Origin of the sequence: Rhizobium sp. NXC24 (assembly GCF_002944315.1) — a bacterium.
In the GTDB taxonomy this organism is placed as follows: domain Bacteria; phylum Pseudomonadota; class Alphaproteobacteria; order Rhizobiales; family Rhizobiaceae; genus Rhizobium.
This window is the reverse complement of record NZ_CP024314.1, coordinates 1,574,328-1,594,048: the sequence shown is the minus strand read 5'-3', so window position 1 is coordinate 1,594,048 and position 19,721 is coordinate 1,574,328. Positions and strand designations below refer to the sequence as shown.

Here is a 19,721-nt window from a genome sequence, read left to right as displayed (position 1 = left end):
ATGGCGCTTGAGACCTATCGCGAAAAGCGGGATTTCTCGAAGACATCCGAGCCGAGGGGACGCACGCGCAAGACAGCCGCGCAGAACAGCTTTGTCATCCAGAAACATGCAGCGCGCCGGCTGCACTATGATTTTCGCTTGGAGCTTGACGGTGTTTTGAAGAGCTGGGCGGTCGCAAAGGGTCCGAGCCTGGTTCCGAGCGAAAAACGCCTGGCAGTCCAGGTAGAAGATCACCCGCTCGACTATGGTGATTTCGAGGGCACGATTCCCAAGGGCGAATATGGCGGCGGCTCGGTGATCGTCTGGGATCGCGGTACCTGGGAGCCGGACGGCGATCCGCACAAGGGCTTCAACAAGGGTCACATCGAACTCGAGCTGCATGGCGAGAAGCTCCACGGGCGCTGGCATCTGGTCCGCATGGCAAGGCGCGCCCGGGAGAAGAAAGACAATTGGCTGCTCATCAAAGGCGACGATGAGGCGGCCCGCCCCGAGGGTGCGGATGATATTCTCGAAGAGCGACCGGAATCGGTGAAGACGGGTCGGTTGATCGAAGAACTCGAAGGCGAAAAACCCGGATGGTCTTCGAAGACGGGCAAGATCGAGCAACCGTCGAATAGTGGCAAGCAACCCCAACGGGCCACAGTGAAAACTTCGGCTGATCCTTCGTCCGTGAAAAAGGCCAGGAAATCAGCTTTGCCTGATTTCGTGCCGCCGACCTTGGCGACGCTGACGAAGACGCCACCGAGCGGGAAGCAATGGCTCCACGAGATCAAGTTCGACGGCTATCGCCTGCAGGTCCGCATCGAGGACGGGCGCGTCAAGTTGCTGACGCGCAGCGGTCTCGACTGGTCGGAAAAATTCGGGAAAACGCTTCTTACCGAGCTCGCCCGTCTTCCCGTCAAGACGCTGCTTATGGATGGCGAATTGGTGGTCGAGACCGGTTCCGGCGCATCGGATTTTTCAGCCCTGCAGGCCGATCTGAGCGACGGCAGGAACGATCGTTTCGTCCTTTATGTCTTCGATCTCCTTTATCTCGATGGATATGATCTGCGCGATGCGCCGCTGACGGAACGAAAAAAAATGCTGGAGAGGATCGTACCTTCAGGGAATGGCAAACTCCGCTTCAGCAGCGATTTCGATGCCGATGGCGAACTCATGCTGGAGCATGCCTGCCGCCTAAGCCTGGAAGGCATCGTGTCGAAGCGCGCCGATGAACCCTATCGCTCAGGCCGCGGCAAAGGTTGGCTGAAGTCGAAATGTTCCTTCCGGCAGGAGTTCGTGATTGCAGGTTATGTCCCGTCATCGACGGCGCGCAAGGCGATCGGCTCCCTCGTGCTCGGCATTTTCGACAAGAGCGGGCTGCAACATGTCGGTCGCGTCGGCACGGGGTTTACCAACAAGGTTGCCGAAGATCTCTATTCTCAACTCGAAGCCATGCGGGCGGATGAAAGCCCGTTCGACAAACGCCTTGGTGCCGACGAAGCGCGCGGCGTCCGTTTCGTTCGTCCGGAACTGGTCGCTGAAATCGAGTTCCGCACCTGGACAGCGGATGGCCTGCTCCGGCACGCCGCATTCCGCGGTCTGCGCGAAGACAAGCGGGCGACCGAAATTGTGCGAGAAACCTCCGCCAGTTCGGCTACGGAACCCGAGCTGCCGAAGCGGACGGTCGTTCTCACGCACCCCGATCGTATCTATTGGCCGGACGAGGGCGTTACCAAGGAAGGTCTCGCCGATTATTACACCGATATCTGGAAATACATGGCACCATTCGTCGTGCAGCGGCCATTGGCTTTGCTGCGTTGTCCCGACGGCATCAATGGCCAAAGCTTTTTCCAGAAGCACGCATGGAAAGGCCTGAACAAGAACATCGTTCTCATCCATGATCCGAAGGAAAAGGATGAGGCCCCTTTGGTCAGCATCGATGATCTCGATGGCTTGCTTGGTCTCGTGCAGGCGGGATCGTTGGAACTCCACCCCTGGGGCATTACAATCGCCGATTGGGAACATCCCGACATGATCATCATGGATCTCGATCCCGGTCCCGGCGTGCTCTGGGAGCGGGTGACCGAAGCGGCGGAAGAAACGCGCAACCGCCTGCAAGAGGCTGGCCTTGCCGCCTTCATCAAGACGTCAGGCGGCAAGGGTCTGCATGTCGTGTCGCCATTGAAACCAACGGCAGACTGGCCGGCCGTTAAAGCCTTCACGAAATCCATTGCCGATCAGATGGCCGCCGACAGTCCCGAGCGCTACGTTTCCACCATCACCAAATCGAAGCGCCAGGGTAAAATCCTGGTCGACTATCTGCGCAACCAGCGCGGTTCGACGGCGGTGGCGCCCTATTCGACGCGAGCGCGGCCGGGTGCCGCGGTCTCGATGCCACTCGCCTGGGATGAACTCAGTCCCGCGATCGGGCCGGCCTACTTCACGGTCAATAATACTCCCAACCGGCTCGCGGCGCTTCGCTCCGACCCTTGGGAAGATTTTCGGGCAGCCGCAGCGCCTTTGGAAAAAGCAAAATCCAGAAAGAGTAGAGCGCACTAGAGCCGGGCTTTGATGTAATCGCGAAATGCCTTTGCGCGAGCGGTCATCTGCCGTCCGGGTGCGCTGATTGCGTGGAGCGTGAGACCCGACCAACTCCAATCGGGCAGGACGCGAACGAGCCTCCCGGTCGAGACCGAATTGACAACGACAATTTCGGGAAGAGGCGCGATTCCAGCCCCGGCCTCCGCGAGTTTTAATACGCATGCGAAGTCGCTTGCTCGCACGTCGGCGCGCAGAGAGACCCTTTCTTCTCGCGCGCCGTTGGAGAGCGAGAGGTGTGTCACGCCCGGTCGCTCGCGCGGCAGAACAAGCGCATGTCGCTCGAGATCTGCTGGAACCTCGATGGGACCGCTCCCTCGCAGATAGGATGGCGCCGCGAACATGCTGACTTTCATTTCCGCGATAGGAAATGCTTGAAACTGCATATCGGGCATTTGTGCCAAGCCCACTCTGAGCGCGAGATCGATGCGATGTGCGACAGGATCCAATGTCGCGTCCGTTGCGATAACCTCAATGGCGATCTGCGGATAATCCTGCCGAAACGACGTGATAATCTCCGGCAACACCTCGATCGCGATATCAATAGGCGCGGTTATTCGGATCGTCCCACGCGCGATCGACCGGGACCTCCGGACACTCGCTCCGGCGTCATCAAGCAGCGCCAAGGCAGGCATGGCCTTATCGTAGAATTCCAGTCCTTCGGCGGTACAAGAGACGGAGCGGGGAGAGCGTGAAAGCAACCGGACGCCAACCGCCTTCTCGAGTCGCGAAATCCGCCGACTGATGCTGCCTTTGGTCTCGTTCAATTGCCGAGCTGCCGCCGATAGTGTTGCAAAGTCAACAACGGCGCAAAAGGCGCGTACGTCATCGATCGAGCCCGAGAAGGTTTCCATATCAGCAACCATATGTTCCTAAATGCAGATCTGACGCGAATTCGTAAACCATGATTTTTTGTTTGCAATATCACCCCGGAAGGAATTCGTTATGTCTGAATATGCTTTGCCAAGAAAATGGTCGCCGAAGACGGCTGCTCTGATCGGCATGCGCGTCATTCTCGCGGCCCTCTTTGCTGCCGCAGCGCTCGCAAAAATCGCCGGCGTGCCTCAAATGGTTCAGGAGTTTGACACTATCGGTCTCGGCCAATGGTTTCGTTATTTCACGGCAGTTGTTGAATTGGCCGGAGCAGGCCTGACCATCTGGCCACGCCGGTCGGCCATTGGCGCTATTCTGCTTACAGGCGTTTGTGTTGGGGCATTCTTCACACAACTCTTGGCGTTGCATGGCGATGTCATACACACGATCATTTTGGGCGCTGTCGCAGGCGGTCTAGCTTTTATGCAGCGCAGCCAGCTTATTCAAACCCGCTAACCGTCGGGTTCGAGTGAACATATGAACAAGCGCAATCCGATCAAGTCCTCGCCATCTACATTGGCGCCTGTACTATTTGCTTTGGCAATCGCTGCGATGCTGGGGTGGGCTTCGGCGATCGCGCCCGCTTTCGCAACGCAATCAAAGCCGCAGGAACATAAGGTCGTGTTTCAAGTGGACAGCAATGATGTCACGGCCATGAAACATGCCATCAGCGGTTCCATCAACGCAGCCCAATATTATAAATCCAAGCACGAAGGCATTTCGATCGAGATCGTTGCCAACGCTGCTGGAATCGAGATGTTTCGAGACGACACGTCGCCGCTGAAGGATGCCATAGCGGCCCTGCGCACGATAGTTCCAGGCATCACGCTCAGCATGTGCGGTTCTTCGAAGGCAATTGCCGAGCAGAAGGAAGGCCATCCGCTGCCGCTGATCGAAGGGGTCACGGTCGTGCCCTACGGTGTCGGGCGATTGATCGACCTCGAGGAACATGGTTGGGCCTATATTCATGCCTAGCCATCGGTCGCGTGTAACCTACAGCCGGCGGACATTGCTGCGCGGAATGGCCAGTGGCGCCGCGCTTTCCTTCCTGTCGCGGTCGGATCTTGCGAAGGCGAGCGATGACCCTCCCGTCTTTGAAAACGTGCGGCACCAATTTACGCTGCTGGAGCCTGCAAGAAACCTGCAGCCGACAAAACTCGCGGATCTTCGTGGAAACCAGCTCGATTTTCGACCGGAGCCGGGGCGGGTAACGCTCATTAATCTCTGGGCTACTTGGTGCGTCGCCTGCCGTACCGATCTGCCGGCACTTGATAAATTTTCACGCCAAATGGGTAGCCAAGCCACCGTCGTTGCCGTTTGCGTCGATCTCTCAGACGGTGCTCGGGTCGCTGAATTTGTTCAAGACCTGGGGATCAAGCATCTTCGTGTCCTGATCGATCCGAGCGCGTCGCTCACGCAACCGCAAGCACCCGCTGAAGCGCCGCTGCCGCTATACGGCATGCCGATCACCTATCTTCTAACCCCGAAAGGCCGGATCGCGGGCTTCATTGAAGGGGCGTCCGACTGGCTTTCTCCTGATGGTCAAGCCCTCATAAATTACTATGCTTCGTTTTGAGCTACTATGCAGGGAGATTGCATTGTTGCCGGACAAGGTGGATGGCCATTGCTGGTCTACTCGAAATTCCGGACAGAAAACTGCTATGCGCTTTGCCTGGAATTGCGTTAGCGCTTGGCTTTCGAGGCAGCGGCCACGCTCTTTTTCAATGCATCCAGGATGTTGATGACGTTGCTCGGCGGCGCTTCGGCTTCCGGCTTGGCTTTGGCCGGCCGTTTGCGGCCCTTCTTTTTCGCGGCAATCAGTTCATGCAGCTTGTCCTGCACCGGGTCGCTTGCCATCGACGGCGTCCAGGGCTTCGTCTGCTCGTCGATCAATTGCAGGACAAGCGACATCAAGGACGGATCGGTCTTGTCCGCCTTGATCGTTTCGAAATAGATGGCTTCGTCGCGAACCTCGTCGCCGTACCGCAATGTCCATAACACGATGCCTTTGTCCCGAGGCTCGAGCATGACGGCCCGCTCGCGGCGATACATGACAAGGCGGGAGATGCCGACGGTCCCGGTCGCCGCCATGGCATCGCGGATGACACAGAAGGCTTCCTCGCCGACGGGATCGTCCGGGGTCAGATAATGCGGCTGGTCGAGCCAGATCCATTCGATGGAATCGCGCGGTGCGAAGACATCGATATCGATCGTGCGGGTGCTCTCGAGCGCGACGGAATCCAGTTCGTCGTCTTCGATCAGCACATAATCGCCCTCGCCACGCTCATAGCCTTTGACCTCGTCATCCTCCTTCACGGCGTTGCCGGTGACGGAATCGACATATTGGCTGACGACGCGGTTCCGGGTCTCGCGATTGAGGGTGTGGAATCGGATCTTCTCATTCGCGGAGACGGCCGGCGCCATCGCGACGGGGCAGGTCACGAGCGAAAGTTTGAGATAGCCTTTCCAGAACGAACGCGGCGCCATGAATCGATCTCCCGATTCCAAAACGAACGGGAAGCATGGCGCTTTGTTCCATGGCTATTCTCGGGGTCGGCTATTCGGCCGCCGTCGCAAGGCATCCATCGATGATCCCGCGGATTTCGGCTCGGCAGGAACCGCAATTGGTTCCGGCGTTCAGCGCTTTGCCGACCGCCTCGACGCTGTGGCAGCCATTGCGAACCGCACCGACGATCTGGTTGACGCCGACGCCGAAACACGAGCAGACGGTTGCGCCGGGATCCGGGGTGTTGGCGCCCGGCCGGCCGGCGACGAGCGCAAAGCGTTTGCGCATATTGCCGTGCGATGCGGACAGTTGCGCAATCGCCCAGTTGCGGGCGACGGCCACTGGCTGGCGGGCCAGAAACAGCGCCACAATCAGCCTGTCTCCGTCGAAGAAGGCTAGACGCAGATCGCCAGAGGTTTGATCGGCATAACCGAGCGGTTCGACGTCTGCAGGAATGTCGAACGTGGCGCGGCACCAGTCCGCCCAGTCTTCTGCAGCGTCGTCGAAAGCCAGCTCCATCCGCCATCCGCCATCGGCCTTGGCGAGCGCCCAATAGGCGGCCTCCAGACGCTGCGGCTTTGCCACGGAAACGGCAAAGCCATAGCGGGATGCCTTGAAGGGACGTGCCGCAACAGCGACATTTTTCGAAGCCGGCTGGCCGGAAAAGGGATCGGTCAGCGGCGCGACGACGGTATCGATACGCGCCTTTGCGGCGAAACTGTCGTTCCAATGCATCGGCACGAACAGGCTGCCGCGCGCCTGTCGTTCCGTCACCAATGCCCGGACGGTTACCTTGCCTTGTGGGCTTTCGATCTCGATCAGGCTTGCGTCGCTGACGCCGATTTCGATCGCATCGCGGGGATGGATTTCGGCAAAGGGCTCGGCAATATGCGCCGACAACCGGGCGCTTTTGCCGGTGCGGGTCATCGTATGCCATTGGTCGCGGATGCGGCCCGTATTGAGTGTGAACGGGAATTCTGCGCTCGTGCGGTCCGAAACCGGCATCTTTACGGCCACGAAACGGGCCTTGCCATCGGCATGAAAAAAACCGCCTTTGGCGAAGAAGCGCGACGTCTGCGGTGCTGATCCCGCAGGCTGCGGCCATTGGAACGGCGAGAGCGCGTCATAGTCGTCGGCCGTTATCTCCTCGCAGGCACCGATATCGAAATCCCGGCTGCCATTATTTTCAAAGCTGGAAAGGGCGGCATGTTCGGCAAAAATGCTGGCTCTCGAGCCGAAGGAGAAGGCCTCGGCAAATCCCATCCGACGACCGACTTCGGCCATCTGCCACCAATCCGGCTTGGCCTCGCCAGGGGAGGGGAGAAAGCCCCGCTGCCGGGAAATCCGGCGTTCGGAATTGGTGACGGTGCCGTCCTTTTCGCCCCAGCCGAGGGAAGGCAGCAATACATCGGCGTGTCGTGCCGTATCCGTCAATTTCAGGACATCGGAAACGACGACGAAGGGACAGGCCTTGATGGCCGCTTCCACGGCATCGGCATCCGGCATCGAAACAACCGGATTGGTCGCCATGATCCACAAGGCTTTGACGCGGCCATCGGCAACGGCGCGAAACATGTCGACGGCCTTCAGTCCCGGCCGTTCGGCGATAACGGGGGATTTCCAGAAGCGCTGCACGCGATCGCGATCGCCTGCATTTTCGATCGCCATGTGGGCGGCAAGCATATTGGCGAGCCCGCCAACTTCGCGTCCGCCCATGGCATTCGGTTGGCCGGTTAGTGAGAACGGCCCCATGCCGGGACGGCCGATGCGTCCCGTGGCGAGATGGCAATTGAGGATGGCGTTGACCTTGTCGGTACCGGAGGACGATTGGTTGACGCCCTGGCTATAGCAGGTCACCACCTTTTCCGTCGTCTCGAACAAGCGGAAGAACTCGCGCAGTTGCATTGCCGGCAGGCCGGTCTTGTCGAGCAGGTCGCCGAAGCTCAGCGCCGAGGCTTCCGCGAAAGCGTCCGAGAAGCCCTCCGTGTGGAGCGCGATGAAATTCTGATCGATGGCGGAGCTCTGGGCGAGGCGCGCAAGCAGACCGGTGAATAGCGCCACATCGCCGTCCGGACGGATTGCCAGATGCAGGTCGGCAATGTCGGAGGTCATCGTTCGGCGCGGATCGATGACGACGACCTTCATTCCAGGGCGTTCGGCTTTCGCGGCAGCAAGGCGCTGGTAGAGGACCGGATGACACCAGGCGAGATTGGAGCCGGTCAGGATCACCAGATCGGCCAATTCGATGTCCTCGTAGGTGCCGGGCACCGTATCGGAACCGAAGGCACGGCGGTGGCCCGCGACCGAGGAAGACATGCAGAGGCGCGAATTGGTATCGATGTTGGCCGAGCCGATAAAGCCCTTCATCAGCTTGTTGGCGACGTAGTAATCTTCGGTCAGAAGCTGACCGGAGACATAGAAGGCAACCGAATCCGGACCATGCGCGGCAACGGTTTCGGAAAAGCGCTTTGCCACCAGATCAAGAGCGTCGTCCCAGTTCGCGCGTTGACCGCCGACTTCTGGATAGAGAAGACGGCCGTCAAGATCGATCGTCTCCGCGAGCGCCGACCCCTTGGAACAGAGGCGCCCGTAGTTGGAGGGATGATCGGGATCGCCTTTGACGGAAACCTTGCCGTCATCATCGATGCTCGCAATGACGCCGCAGCCTACGCCGCAATAGGGGCAGGTCGTTTTGGTCTCAGCGGGCATTGAGGCGTCCTCCAACAGCCGAAGATATTGCCGGGCGCAAGACCATCTATTCCGCCGCCATCATGAGACTATCGAGCCTGATCGATAGCACTCCGCCCTCATTGCGCACCGGGATGGTGCGGACCGAACCTTCATCCGCCCCGAGCGCCTTGCCGGTTTCAAGCGAGATGACCCAATTGTGCAGAGGGCAAGTGACGGCTGCACCGTGCACGATCCCTTGCGAAAGCGGTCCGCCCTTGTGCGGGCAATGATCCTCGATGGCGAAGACTTCGTTTTCGGCAGTACGGAAGACCGCGATCTTGCCCTGCGGCGTCTTCACGCAGCGCGCGCCGCGCAGCGGGATATCCGAAATGTCGCCGATTTCAATCCAGTTCATGCTCATCTCCTTACTCGGCGGCCTGCGGGTAGCCGATCGTCGCCATCGGCTTGAACTCATGCTTGTCCTTGCCGGAGACGCGCTCCGACCAGGGGTCGACCTGGGCGAATTTCTGGCTGAAGACGAAGCGCTCGTAGTAAGCCTTGCGCTTTTCGGCATCTTCCATGATCTGGCGGCGGATTTCGTCAAGACCGATGCGCTTGGCCCATTTGTAGATGCGCTCGAGATAGCGGGCTTGTTCGCGGTACATCTGAGTCAATGCCACGATATGCTCGAGCGCCTCGTCCTCGGTTTTGACGAGGCCAAGCACTTCCGTGCCCTTGATGTCTAGACCGGCAGCGCCTGCGAAATGAATCTCGAAGCCGCTGTCGACGCAGATGACACCAATGTCCTTGCAGGTCGCCTCGGCGCAATTGCGCGGACAGCCGGAAACCGCCATCTTGAGCTTTGCCGGCGTCCACGAGCCCCACATGAATTTTTCGATGCGGATGCCCAGGCCGGTCGAATCCTGCGTGCCGAAGCGGCACCAATCGGAGCCGACGCAGGTCTTCACCGTGCGCAGGCCCTTGGCATAGGCCTGGCCGGAGATGAAGCCCGCCTTGCCGAGATCGGCCCAGACGGCGGGCAGGTCCTCCTTCTGCACGCCGAGCAGGTCGATGCGCTGGCCGCCGGTCACCTTCACCATCGGAATCTCGAATTTGTCGACAACATCGGCAATGGCGCGCAGCTCGTTCGAACTGGTCACGCCGCCCCACATGCGCGGCACGACCGAATAGGTGCCGTCCTTCTGAATATTGGCGTGAACGCGCTCATTGATGAAGCGCGACTGATAATCGTCGGCATATTCATCCGGCCAGTCGCAGACGAGATAGTAGTTCAACGCCGGCCGGCATTTCGCGCAGCCGCACGAAGTCTTCCACTCCAGCTCCTGCATGACGGCGGGGATGCTCTTCAGCCCCTTGGCCTTGATCAGCCGGCGTACATCGTCATGGCCGAGCTCGGTGCAGGCGCACATCGGCTGCACGGCCTTCGGATTGTAGCTGTCGCCAAGCGTGATCGTCATCAGTTGCTCGACGAGCCCGGTGCAGGAGCCGCATGAGGCGGACGCCTTGGTATGGGCGCGCACCTCATCCAGGGACGTCAGACCCTTGGCAGTGATCGTCGAGGTGATCTTGCCCTTACAGACGCCGTTGCAGCCGCAGATTTCCGCATCATCCGGCAAGGCTGCAACGGCCGCCATAGGGTCCAGCGGGGACCCTCCCTGGTAGGCCTGGCCGAAGATCAGCGTCTCGCGCATCTCCGAAATATCGGTCGCCTTCTTCTTCAGGTCGTTGAACCATGCGCCGTCAGCAGTCTCGCCGTATAGCACGGTGCCGATGACGCGATTGTCCTTGAGGATCACGCGCTTGTAGACGCCGGCTGCAGCGTCGCGCAGAACGATTTCCTCGCGATCGTCGCCATCTGCAAAGTCTCCGAGAGAAAAGAGATCGATGCCGGTGACCTTGAGCTTGGTCGGCGTGTCGGAATGCACGAAGGCGGCGGAGCGGTCTCCCGACAAATGCGAAGCGGCGACACGAGCCATTTCATAGAGAGGCGCCACCAAGCCGTAGACCATGCCGCCCACCTCGGCGCATTCGCCAAGCGCCATGATGTCGCCATCGGACGTGTTCATGCCATCGTCGACGACGATGCCGCGGTTGACGGCGATACCGGCGTCCTTCGCGAGCCCGACGCTTGGGCGGATGCCGACTGCCATGACGACGAGGGTCGCGGGAATGATGCGGCCGTCTTCAAGCTCGATGCCCTCGACTTTGCCGTTCCCGACAATCGCTTTGGTATTGGCCTTGGTAATGACTTTGATGCCGCGCTCTTCCACCGCCTTTTGCAGCAGATAGCCCGCAGCCGGGTCGAGCTGGCGTTCCATCAGCGTCGGCATGACATGCAGAACGGTGACATCCATCCCGCGGGAGGCAAGGCCGGCAGCAGCTTCGAGGCCGAGGAGACCGCCGCCGATGACGATCGCCTTTTCGCGCGACTGGGCGGCAAGCAACATCGCCTGCACGTCGTCGAGGTCGCGATAGGTGATGACGCCGGGTAGATCCTTGCCTGGCACCGGAATGATGAAGGGCACTGAACCGGTTGCGATCACCAGCTTGTCGTAGTTCTCGGTGACGCCGTGATCGGAGGTGACCGTCTTGGCCGCCCTATCGATATTGATGATCCTGTGACCCTTATAGAGGGTGATGTTGTTTTTGATGTACCAGCCATCGCCATGGATGATGATCTGCTCGTAGTCCTTTTCGCCGGAAAGAACCGGCGACAGCATGATGCGGTCGTAATTGACACGCGGCTCGGCGTTGAAGATCGTCACTTCATACTGGCCGGGCGCCTTTTCGAGGAGGTGCTCCAGCATGCGGCCGGGCGCCATGCCGTTGCCGATGATGACAAGTTTCTGGGTCATAGGGAATTCCGATCCGAATTACTGGGCAAAAACGCTGGTGTTTGCGGCCGATGCGCTGCTCCGCTGCAACTGCCGGATGGAGAAATGCATCCACACCAGCGAGATGGCGACGATCGCGAAGAGCAGCATGAAGCAACTCGACCAGAGGCCGGTCATATCCTTGAGCAGGCCGAAGGCGATCGGCAGGATGAAGCCGCCAAGGCCGCCCATCATGCCGACGATACCGCCGACAGCGCCGACGGCGCCGGGATAATAGGCGGGGATGTGCTTATAGACGGCCGCCTTGCCGAGGCTCATGAAGAAGCCAAGGATGAAGATGACGACGATGAAGATGGCCGGCGTGATGCCGAAGGCCGGGCCTGCTGCCGTTGCGGCCGGCAGCGAAAGGATCAAGGTGGTGACTGCCGACACCGCCAGCATCGTGTACATGACGCTTCGTGCGCCCTTCTTGTCGGAAAGCATGCCGCCGAAGGCGCGGAAGATGCTGCCGGGAATGGAATAGGCTGCGGCGACCATGCCGGCAGTCTCGAGGTTGAAGCCGTAGACGCCGACCAGATAACGGGGCAGCCAGAGCGACAGGGCGACGAAGCCGCCGAACGCGAAGAAGTAATAGAGCGAGAAGCGCCATACCTGCACGTTTTTCAACGGCGCGAATTCCTGCAGGAGGCTCTTGGATGCGCCGCCGCCATTGCGACGGGCGCGGAAGGCCGGATCGTCCGTCGTGGTGAACCAGAAGACGATTGCCATGACGGCAAGCACCAGCGCCCAGATCTCCGCAACAGCCTGCCAGCCCCATGCAAGGAGAACGAAGGGGGCTGCGAACTTGGTCACCGCGGCACCGACATTGCCGGCGCCGAAGATGCCAAGCGCCGTTCCCTGCTTTTCGGGCGGGAAGAAGGGCGAGATATAGGCGACGCCGACTGCGAAGGAGCCGCCGGCAAGACCGACGCCGAGGCCGGCGATCAGCATCTGCGTGTAGGTGTGGGCATAGGAGAGCAGGAAGGTCGCCACTGCGGCGGCCAGCATGGTGAGCGTGTAGACGAGCCGGCCGCCATAACGCGTGGTCCAGATGCCAAGAACAATGCGGACGATCGAACCGGTCAGAACCGGAGTACCGACCAGCAGGCCGAACTCGGCCTCATTCAGGCCGAGCTCCTGTTTGATGCGAATGCCGATGATCGCGAAGATCGTCCACACGGCAAAACAGAGCGTGAATGCGAGTGTCGATATCCACAGCGCGCGTTGCGGTGCGTCAGAGGACGATGTCGGCGTTTGGTCAAAAGCAGGCATAGCTTCTCCGTGCGCGACAACGTCGCGCCTTCCTGGGTTCAAGTTGAAACAAAAAAGCTGCCGGCCAGGGTTCGCGCACGCTGGGAGCGCGTTCGTCAATCCTGATCAGCAGCTTTGCTTGGGGCGCCCCACGTTGGACGCCAATCTGTGAGCCTTATCGGCCTCAAAAATAAGAAAGCAAGTTGCGTGCCAAATTCATGACGCCAAGAAAATCTAGTATTATCAAAGGGGAAGGAAATTGTTGATCCGCTGACGGCATGGTCAAATCTTGGGCGGCCTTTGCTGCGGTGCACATTAATCGAGCAAGGCGCTCTGGCGAAAGCCGATAAAACAATGCCGCCGGGTGGCGGCATTTTGGGCGAGTTGCGCTGTGTTGCTTGGCCGCTGGGGCCTAAATGCGTTCGATCAGTCCCACGCGCATTTCGACGGTTCACGAAGCCTTGGCTTCGAAAGTGGGCGGAAAATCACCGAGCGACTTTGCCTTGAGGATCAAGCCTTCGATATCCTGCTCGACGATCGCTTCAAGGTCGGCGAAGCTGTCGATGACATAGTAGATCGGCTGGACGATATCAATCCGATAGGGGGTCCTGAGGACCGTCAGCAGATCGAACGGCCTGAATTCGCAGGCCTTGCCCTCCATTGCCGCCTTCGCTTCACTTGGCGATGAGACGATGCCCGCGCCGAAGCAACGGCGGCCTTGCGGCGTATTGATCAGGCCGAATTCGACGGTGAACCAGAAAATGCGGAACAGATGCCAGGAATAGCCTTTGCCGAGGCGCACGGCGGTTTCGCCGAAATGTCGAACGAAATTGGCATAGCTCTGGTTGGTCAGCAGCGGGCAATGGCCGCATACCTCGTGGAACAGGTCAGGCTCCTCGATATAGTCGATATGCTCGCGACGGCGCAGGAAGGTGGCGAGCGGAAATTTGCCTTGCGACAGGAGTTCATAAAAGCGCGAGGGCGGAATGAGCGCCGGTACACCTTCGACGCCGAAGCCGGTGGTCTCGTTCAGCCGTCGGTTGACATCGAGAAGCTGAGGCACCTTGTCCGACTTGAGCCCCAGGGTTTTGACGCCCTCGAGATATTCGCGGCAGGCCATATTGGCCAGCAGCTTCATTTGACGCTCATAGAGTTCGCCCCAGATCGCATCTTCTTCGGCGGTGTAATCGTATAAACCGTCCGGGCCGGGCAGTTTGGCGGTGTAGCTGCTTTCCTTGGTCATGCTAATCCTCCCAGCCAGTGCGGCTCTCCTGCAATTGTGCTCCGAGCGGGGAGGATTTTCTTTTCTTTTATGCTGGCTATTGCCATATTGGTGGCAAATATTCTCGAATATGGCGCTGAAAATGAAAGAACATGGGAATTTTCATCGCAAGCTTCTGCAGCTCATCCAGGCCGATGGCAGCCTTTCGCTGGCAGACCTGGCGGAAAAAGCCGGCATGTCTCAGAGTTCGGCCTGGCGGAAGATCCAGGAGCTGGAAGCTGACGGCGTTATCCGCAAGCGTGTGACACTGCTCGATCCGGGAAAACTCGATCTCAAGCTCTGCGTGATCGCGCATGTTACACTGGAGGATCATCACGAAGAGGCGGTGGCGTCTTTTGCCTCGGTGGTGCTGGAGCGACCGGAGATCATGGAGTGCTACGCATTATCCGGCGCCTTCGACTATATGCTGAAGATCCGGGCGAAGGATGTGGAAAGCTATGAGGCTTTCATGACCCGATACCTCATGCGCAACCCGCATGTGCGCACGGTCGTATCAAGTTTTGTGCTGCGCGAGCTGAAATTCTCGACCGAGTTGCCGATCTAGCGCTTGTCGCGCCGCATTCGCGCGTGCTGATAACTCAGCGCACACTATCGCCATGCCAACTATGCGGCATGAGCACCGGAAACCCTTCGAACGTCTTGAGCGTGTCGAGGACAATCGAAGTCTTCACGTGCTGCACCGACTCGTGGGGCAGCAGGACGTCGTTTACGAACCTTGAAAGGTCGTTGAGCCCGCGCGTCGCCACCTTTAGGTGATAATCCATTTCACCCGTCAGCGCATAGGCTTCGAGAACCTCCGGCAGCCCGTTGATCAGTTGGGAAAATCTGCGGGCATTGTCTCTGTTATGGGTTGCGAGGGTCACGGAAATGACCACCAGCATATCCAAACCCAGCTTCTGCCGGTCCAAGTTGGCCTGGTAGCTGCGGATATATCCCTCGGACTCCAATCTGGTCCGCCTTCGCGAGCATTGCGAGGGCGAAAGCGCGATCCGCTCGCCCAATTCGTTGTTCGTCAACCGGCCGTCTTTCTGCAGTTCCTGCAGCAGGCGCAAATCCAATTTATCGAGCTGTTCATCCATTGCGCAAAATCTCAAAAACTCTCACGATCCGTGCATAATATCTTCCTGGGGCATGAAGAATGCAAGAACTTTGCGCGCGTTTTGGGCCACACTTTGCATATGAAATTCATCTTCTCTGAAGGAGAAAGAAAATGGGTCCTTTTCCGCACGATGCGCCGCCTTCGGAAATAACCGCCGACAATCCGGCCGGCACCGATGGCTTCGAATTCGTTGAATTTGCTCATCCCGAGCCCGAAAAACTGCGCGAGCTCTTCACGCGCATGGGTTACGTTGCGGTCGCAAAGCACAAGACGAAAGACATCACTGTCTGGCGGCAGGGCGATATCAACTATCTCCTGAACGCCGAACCCGGCAGCCATGCCGCTCGTTTCGTTGCCGATCATGGTCCCTGCGCCCCGTCGATGGCCTGGCGCGTCGTGGATGCCAGGCATGCATTCGAACATGCGGTGGCAAAGGGTGCCGTTCCCTATGAAGAGGATGACAAGGCGCTCGACGTCCCGGCGATTGTCGGCATTGGCGGCTCGCTGCTTTATTTCATCGAGACATACGGTGAGAAAGGATCGGCTTACGACGCCGAGTTCGATTGGTTCGGCCAGCGCGACCCGCGCCCCGAAGGAGTCGGTTTCTATTATCTCGACCACCTGACGCACAATGTCTTCCGCGGTAACATGGACAAGTGGTGGGCTTTCTATCGCGAGCTGTTCAATTTCAAGCAGATCCACTTCTTCGATATTGACGGGCGCATCACCGGTCTGGTGAGCCGGGCGATCACGTCACCCTGCGGCAAAATCCGCATTCCGCTCAATGAATCGAAGGACGATACGAGCCAGATCGAGGAGTTTCTGAAGAAGTACAAGGGCGAGGGTATCCAGCACATCGCGGTCGGAACGGAAGACATCTACGAAGGCACCGACAGGCTTGCCGCAAACGGTCTCCGCTTCATGCCGGGTCCTCCGGAGACCTATTACGACATGTCCTATGACCGCGTGAATGGCCATGACGAACCCATCGAACGTATGAAGAAACATGGTATCCTCATCGACGGCGAAGGTGTGGTGAATGGCGGCATGACGAAAATTCTGCTCCAGATCTTCTCCAAAACCGTCATTGGTCCGATCTTCTTCGAGTTCATCCAGCGCAAGGGCGATGAAGGCTTCGGAGAAGGCAACTTCCGTGCTCTTTTCGAGTCGATCGAGGCGGATCAGATCAAGCGTGGCGTCATCGGCACTGCCGCAGAGTGATCTTTCGGCGACCCTGCGCACAGGTGGGGTCGCCCCAATTTTCGGGAGGAATTGAGCGATGGATCAGACGAGAACCCGGGGTTCCGATCGCCGGTCTGCGGCGGCGGAGACGCTGCAATATATGCCCGGCTTCGGCAACGACTTCGAAAGCGAGTCGCTGCCCGGCGCTTTGCCGCAAGGCCAGAACAGCCCGCAGAAATGCAATTACGGTCTCTATGCCGAACAGCTTTCGGGTTCACCGTTCACCGCTCCCCGCGGAACGAATGAAAGATCATGGCTCTATCGTATTCGCCCGAGCGTGCGTCATACCCGCCGCTTTTCGAACGCTTCCTATCCCCTCTGGAAATCCGCACCCTGCCTTGACGAACATTCGCTTCCTTTGGGGCAGCTTCGCTGGGACCCGGTGCCCGTGCCGAACGAGAGGTTGACCTTCCTGGACGGGATTCGCACGATCACGACCGCTGGCGATGTCATGACCCAGACGGGCATGGCGTCACACGCCTATGTCTTCAACGAGGACATGGTGGACGATTATTCCTTCAATGCCGATGGCGAGCTGCTGATCGTGCCCCAGGTCGGTGCCATCAGGGTGTTCACCGAAATGGGCATCATGGACATCGAGCCCCTGGAAATCTGCGTCATTCCTCGCGGCATGATGTTCAAGGTGATGCGCAAGGGCGATGAGAAAGTCTGGCGCGGATATATATGTGAGAATTATGGCGCGAAATTCACGCTGCCGGATCGGGGGCCCATCGGCGCGAACTGCCTGGCAAACCCGCGCGACTTCAAAACCCCGGCTGCCGCCTTCGAGGACAAGGAAACGCCCTGCCGCGTGCATGTCAAATGGTGCGGAAAGTTCTATGTCACGGAAATCGGCCACTCGCCCCTCGATGTGGTCGCCTGGCATGGCAACTATATTCCCTACAAGTATGACCTGCGGACGTTTTCCCCGGTCGGCGCGATCCTGTTCGACCATCCCGATCCGTCGATCTTCACTGTACTGACCGCCCCAACCGAAAGTGCCGGCACGGCGAATGTCGATTTCGTGATCTTTCCGCCACGCTGGCTGGTGGCGGAACACACCTTCCGCCCGCCTTGGTACCATCGCAACATCATGAGCGAGTTCATGGGCCTGATCCATGGCCAATATGATGCAAAGGAGCAGGGTTTCGTGCCGGGCGGCATGAGCCTGCACAACATGATGCTTCCCCACGGGCCGGACGCATCGGGCTTTGAAAAAGCATCCAATTCCGAGCTTAAACCTGTAAAGCTGGAGAACACCATGGCATTCATGTTTGAGACCAGATTTCCGCAGCAGGTAACAAAATATGCGGCCGAGCTCGAAACGCGGCAGGACAATTACCTGGAGTGCTGGGACGGCCTGGAACGCCGCTTCGACGGCACTCCGGGCATCAAGTGAAATCCGGCCAAGCATCCTCTGACACTGGGATTGGAACATGAAGCTTGCGACTTTGAAAGATTCCACAAGGGACGGTCGGCTTGTCGTCGTCTCCCGCGACCTTACCCGATGCTCCGAGGTCGGTCACATTGCCCGCACGCTGCAGGCAGCGCTCGACGATTGGGAGCATGTGGCTCCGAGACTTGTGCTGATTGCTGAGGGTATCGAGACGGGAGCGCAGCCGACGATCCGGTTCCACGAACATGATGCTGCGTCGCCTTTGCCGCGGGCCTATCAGTGGGCTGATGGTTCGGCCTATGTCAACCATGTCGAGCTGGTACGCAAGGCGCGCAACGCCGTGATGCCGGACAGCTTCTGGGTTGACCCGCTGATGTATCAGGGGGGCTCGGACGGTTTCCTTGGTCCACGCGACCCTATCATGATGGCTGATGAGGCCTATGGGATCGACATGGAAGGCGAGGTTGCCGTCATCGTCGGCGATGTTGCCATGGGGTCCAGTCCGGAGGCCGCCCGCAGCGCCATCCGCCTGGTCATGCTCGTCAACGACGTGTCGCTGCGCGGCCTCATACCTGAAGAACTGGCAAAGGGATTTGGTTTCTTCCAGTCCAAGCCCGCATCGGCATTTTCTCCGGTCGCCGTGACGCCGGACGAACTTGGGGAGGCGTGGGATGGCGGCAGGCTGCATCTTCCGCTGCTCGTGAGCTTGAACGGCAAGGCGTTCGGCAAGGCAAATGCCGGTATCGACATGACGTTTGATTTTGGCCAACTGATCGCCCACGCCGCCAAGACCCGCAATCTGGTGGCCGGCACGATCATCGGCTCGGGAACGGTTTCCAACAAGCTCGATGGTGGGCCGGGCAAGCCGATCGACGACGGAGGAGACGGCTATTCATGCATCGCCGAGATACGGATGATCGAGACCATTGAAACCGGATCGCCGAAAACTCCATTCATGCAGTTCGGAGACCAGGTCCGCATCGAGATGAAGGATCGGACTGGGCATTCGATCTTCGGAGCGATCGAGCAGACGGTCGGAAAATATGAAGGATCGAAGACGCAATGAATGAGGTCGTTCTTTACGACTACTGGAGATCATCCGCGAGCTACCGTGTCCGCATTGCGCTCAATATGCTCGGGATCGACTATAAAACCGTGTCGATCAACTTGCTGGAAGGCGAGCAGCGGAGCGCGGATTATCTGGCGCTCAATCCGCAGGGGTTCGTGCCGACGCTGGTGATCGACGGGAGGACGCTGACGCAGTCGCTCGCAATCATCGAATATCTCGCCGAACTTCGGCCGGAGTGCGGATTGATGCCACAGGATATTGCGGACCGGCAGCACGTGCGAGCGCTTGCTTACGCGATCGCTATGGACATCCATCCCATCTGCAACACGCATGTCGTGGCGCATGTCATGACCATAACGGACAAGGCCGACGCCCGCGACGAGTGGATGAAGCACTTCATCGCGAGCGGACTTGGCAAACTGGAAGCAATGCTGGGCGAGAGCAAGGGAGAGTTCAGCTTTGGAGATCAGCCGACGATGGCGGATCTCTGTCTTGTTCCGCAGGTCTACAACGCCCGCCGCTGGGGGGTGGATATGACCGATTTCAAGCGCATCGTCGATATCGATGGCAAGTGCACCAAGCTGCCCGCCTTTCAGGCGGCGCATCCTGACCGCGTGAGACCATAACGGCAAATCCCATGACGAAGTCTGAAGAATCACTAGACTAAAGGGCCTCTTGGCGCGCCTTGAGGGTTCAAGGCTGGGCTGGCATCGAGAAATGCCACCATCCGTTTGATTTCGCGATGAAGAATCCTCCAGAAGACGTCTAAAGGAGAGGCTGCGAAGCCAGCCAACTTCAGGTTCAGGCAAGCCCCTTTTCGTACCCAGCATTTAAAGATTGGCGGAATCGAGTGGCCGAT

The 19,721-nt window shown here is 59.0% G+C and carries 17 protein-coding genes; 9 read left to right on the top strand and 8 right to left on the bottom strand.

Features of this window, described 5'->3' with window-relative positions; genetic code table 11:
- Complete coding sequence (gene ligD, locus NXC24_RS31530; RefSeq protein WP_104827230.1) at positions 1 to 2,541, top strand: DNA ligase D; 2,541 nt, start codon at positions 1 to 3, stop codon at positions 2,539 to 2,541.
- Here the strand turns inward: ligD and NXC24_RS31525 are convergent.
- Positions 2,538 to 3,434, bottom strand: a complete 897-nt coding sequence (locus tag NXC24_RS31525; protein WP_245464096.1) for a LysR substrate-binding domain-containing protein — start codon at positions 3,432 to 3,434, stop codon at positions 2,538 to 2,540. The two genes, ligD and NXC24_RS31525, sit on opposite strands and share 4 nt — an antisense overlap.
- Positions 3,435 to 3,525: 91 nt before the next feature.
- Between NXC24_RS31525 and NXC24_RS31520 the strand changes: the two genes are divergently transcribed.
- Genes NXC24_RS31520 through NXC24_RS31510 form a run of 3 tightly spaced genes read left to right on the top strand, consistent with a single transcriptional unit; the run spans position 3,526 to position 5,029 of the window.
- Positions 3,526 to 3,909, top strand: coding sequence for a DoxX family protein (locus NXC24_RS31520; RefSeq protein WP_104827228.1), 384 nt, complete (start codon positions 3,526 to 3,528; stop codon positions 3,907 to 3,909).
- Positions 3,910 to 3,930: 21 nt separating this feature from the next.
- Complete coding sequence (locus NXC24_RS31515; RefSeq protein WP_245464095.1) at positions 3,931 to 4,428, top strand: hypothetical protein; 498 nt, start codon at positions 3,931 to 3,933, stop codon at positions 4,426 to 4,428.
- Between the two features lie 46 nt (positions 4,429 to 4,474).
- Positions 4,475 to 5,029 carry a TlpA disulfide reductase family protein gene (locus tag NXC24_RS31510; protein ID WP_158704595.1) on the top strand — a complete coding sequence of 185 codons (555 nt, stop codon included), beginning with the start codon at positions 4,475 to 4,477 and terminating at the stop codon, positions 5,027 to 5,029.
- A gap of 107 nt (positions 5,030 to 5,136) precedes the next feature.
- On the opposite strand, the gene NXC24_RS31505 is transcribed toward NXC24_RS31510, so the two are convergent.
- The 6 genes from NXC24_RS31505 to NXC24_RS31480 all read right to left on the bottom strand — a co-directional run bounded on the left by NXC24_RS31505 (position 5,137) and on the right by NXC24_RS31480 (position 14,017).
- Positions 5,137 to 5,940, bottom strand: a complete 804-nt coding sequence (locus NXC24_RS31505; RefSeq protein ID WP_104827226.1) for a Ku protein — start codon at positions 5,938 to 5,940, stop codon at positions 5,137 to 5,139.
- 70 nt (positions 5,941 to 6,010) lie between these two features.
- Entirely contained in the window at positions 6,011 to 8,668 is a 2,658-nt protein-coding gene (locus NXC24_RS31500) for a nitrate reductase (RefSeq protein WP_104827225.1), read from the bottom strand.
- A gap of 46 nt (positions 8,669 to 8,714) precedes the next feature.
- A complete protein-coding gene (gene nirD / locus NXC24_RS31495; RefSeq protein ID WP_104827224.1) occupies positions 8,715 to 9,050 on the bottom strand; it encodes a nitrite reductase small subunit NirD in 336 nt (111 codons plus the stop codon).
- A gap of 4 nt (positions 9,051 to 9,054) precedes the next feature.
- Complete coding sequence (gene nirB / locus NXC24_RS31490; RefSeq protein WP_104827223.1) at positions 9,055 to 11,505, bottom strand: nitrite reductase large subunit NirB; 2,451 nt, start codon at positions 11,503 to 11,505, stop codon at positions 9,055 to 9,057.
- 18 nt (positions 11,506 to 11,523) lie between these two features.
- Positions 11,524 to 12,795 (bottom strand): nitrate/nitrite transporter, encoded by a 1,272-nt coding sequence (locus tag NXC24_RS31485; protein ID WP_104827222.1) that lies wholly within the window; start codon positions 12,793 to 12,795, stop codon positions 11,524 to 11,526.
- Positions 12,796 to 13,225: 430 nt separating this feature from the next.
- Positions 13,226 to 14,017 (bottom strand): phenylalanine 4-monooxygenase, encoded by a 792-nt coding sequence (locus NXC24_RS31480; protein ID WP_104827221.1) that lies wholly within the window; start codon positions 14,015 to 14,017, stop codon positions 13,226 to 13,228.
- A gap of 121 nt (positions 14,018 to 14,138) precedes the next feature.
- Here NXC24_RS31480 and NXC24_RS31475 point away from each other — a divergent pair, with 121 nt between their 5' ends.
- A complete protein-coding gene (locus tag NXC24_RS31475) occupies positions 14,139 to 14,600 on the top strand; it encodes an Lrp/AsnC family transcriptional regulator (protein WP_104827932.1) in 462 nt (153 codons plus the stop codon).
- Between the two features lie 34 nt (positions 14,601 to 14,634).
- On the opposite strand, the gene NXC24_RS31470 is transcribed toward NXC24_RS31475, so the two are convergent.
- A complete protein-coding gene (locus NXC24_RS31470) occupies positions 14,635 to 15,135 on the bottom strand; it encodes an Lrp/AsnC family transcriptional regulator (RefSeq protein WP_104827220.1) in 501 nt (166 codons plus the stop codon).
- A gap of 131 nt (positions 15,136 to 15,266) precedes the next feature.
- On the opposite strand from NXC24_RS31470, the gene hppD reads away from it, so the two are divergent.
- From hppD to maiA, 4 genes are read left to right on the top strand one after another with little or no spacing between them, the layout of a single operon-like run.
- Positions 15,267 to 16,376: a 4-hydroxyphenylpyruvate dioxygenase gene (gene hppD / locus NXC24_RS31465; RefSeq protein ID WP_104827219.1), complete on the top strand. Its 1,110-nt coding sequence runs from the start codon at positions 15,267 to 15,269 to the stop codon at positions 16,374 to 16,376.
- Positions 16,377 to 16,434: 58 nt separating this feature from the next.
- Positions 16,435 to 17,796: a homogentisate 1,2-dioxygenase gene (hmgA, locus tag NXC24_RS31460; protein ID WP_104827218.1), complete on the top strand. Its 1,362-nt coding sequence runs from the start codon at positions 16,435 to 16,437 to the stop codon at positions 17,794 to 17,796.
- Between the two features lie 37 nt (positions 17,797 to 17,833).
- Positions 17,834 to 18,859 (top strand): fumarylacetoacetate hydrolase family protein, encoded by a 1,026-nt coding sequence (locus NXC24_RS31455; protein ID WP_104827217.1) that lies wholly within the window; start codon positions 17,834 to 17,836, stop codon positions 18,857 to 18,859.
- Positions 18,856 to 19,488: a maleylacetoacetate isomerase gene (gene maiA / locus NXC24_RS31450; RefSeq protein WP_104827216.1), complete on the top strand. Its 633-nt coding sequence runs from the start codon at positions 18,856 to 18,858 to the stop codon at positions 19,486 to 19,488. The genes NXC24_RS31455 and maiA overlap by 4 nt, the downstream gene beginning before the upstream one ends.
- The last annotated feature ends 233 nt before the right edge of the window (positions 19,489 to 19,721 follow it).

Coding starts and splice junctions, on each gene's coding strand:
- ligD (WP_104827230.1), top strand. CDS start 1: ATGGCGCTTGAGACCTATCGCGAAAAGCGGGATTTCTCGAAGACATCC.
- NXC24_RS31525 (WP_245464096.1), bottom strand. CDS start 3,434: ATGGAAACCTTCTCGGGCTCGATCGATGACGTACGCGCCTTTTGCGCC.
- NXC24_RS31520 (WP_104827228.1), top strand. CDS start 3,526: ATGTCTGAATATGCTTTGCCAAGAAAATGGTCGCCGAAGACGGCTGCT.
- NXC24_RS31515 (WP_245464095.1), top strand. CDS start 3,931: ATGAACAAGCGCAATCCGATCAAGTCCTCGCCATCTACATTGGCGCCT.
- NXC24_RS31510 (WP_158704595.1), top strand. CDS start 4,475: ATGGCCAGTGGCGCCGCGCTTTCCTTCCTGTCGCGGTCGGATCTTGCG.
- NXC24_RS31505 (WP_104827226.1), bottom strand. CDS start 5,940: ATGGCGCCGCGTTCGTTCTGGAAAGGCTATCTCAAACTTTCGCTCGTG.
- NXC24_RS31500 (WP_104827225.1), bottom strand. CDS start 8,668: ATGCCCGCTGAGACCAAAACGACCTGCCCCTATTGCGGCGTAGGCTGC.
- nirD (WP_104827224.1), bottom strand. CDS start 9,050: ATGAGCATGAACTGGATTGAAATCGGCGACATTTCGGATATCCCGCTG.
- nirB (WP_104827223.1), bottom strand. CDS start 11,505: ATGACCCAGAAACTTGTCATCATCGGCAACGGCATGGCGCCCGGCCGC.
- NXC24_RS31485 (WP_104827222.1), bottom strand. CDS start 12,795: ATGCCTGCTTTTGACCAAACGCCGACATCGTCCTCTGACGCACCGCAA.
- NXC24_RS31480 (WP_104827221.1), bottom strand. CDS start 14,017: ATGACCAAGGAAAGCAGCTACACCGCCAAACTGCCCGGCCCGGACGGT.
- NXC24_RS31475 (WP_104827932.1), top strand. CDS start 14,139: ATGAAAGAACATGGGAATTTTCATCGCAAGCTTCTGCAGCTCATCCAG.
- NXC24_RS31470 (WP_104827220.1), bottom strand. CDS start 15,135: ATGGATGAACAGCTCGATAAATTGGATTTGCGCCTGCTGCAGGAACTG.
- hppD (WP_104827219.1), top strand. CDS start 15,267: ATGGGTCCTTTTCCGCACGATGCGCCGCCTTCGGAAATAACCGCCGAC.
- hmgA (WP_104827218.1), top strand. CDS start 16,435: ATGGATCAGACGAGAACCCGGGGTTCCGATCGCCGGTCTGCGGCGGCG.
- NXC24_RS31455 (WP_104827217.1), top strand. CDS start 17,834: ATGAAGCTTGCGACTTTGAAAGATTCCACAAGGGACGGTCGGCTTGTC.
- maiA (WP_104827216.1), top strand. CDS start 18,856: ATGAATGAGGTCGTTCTTTACGACTACTGGAGATCATCCGCGAGCTAC.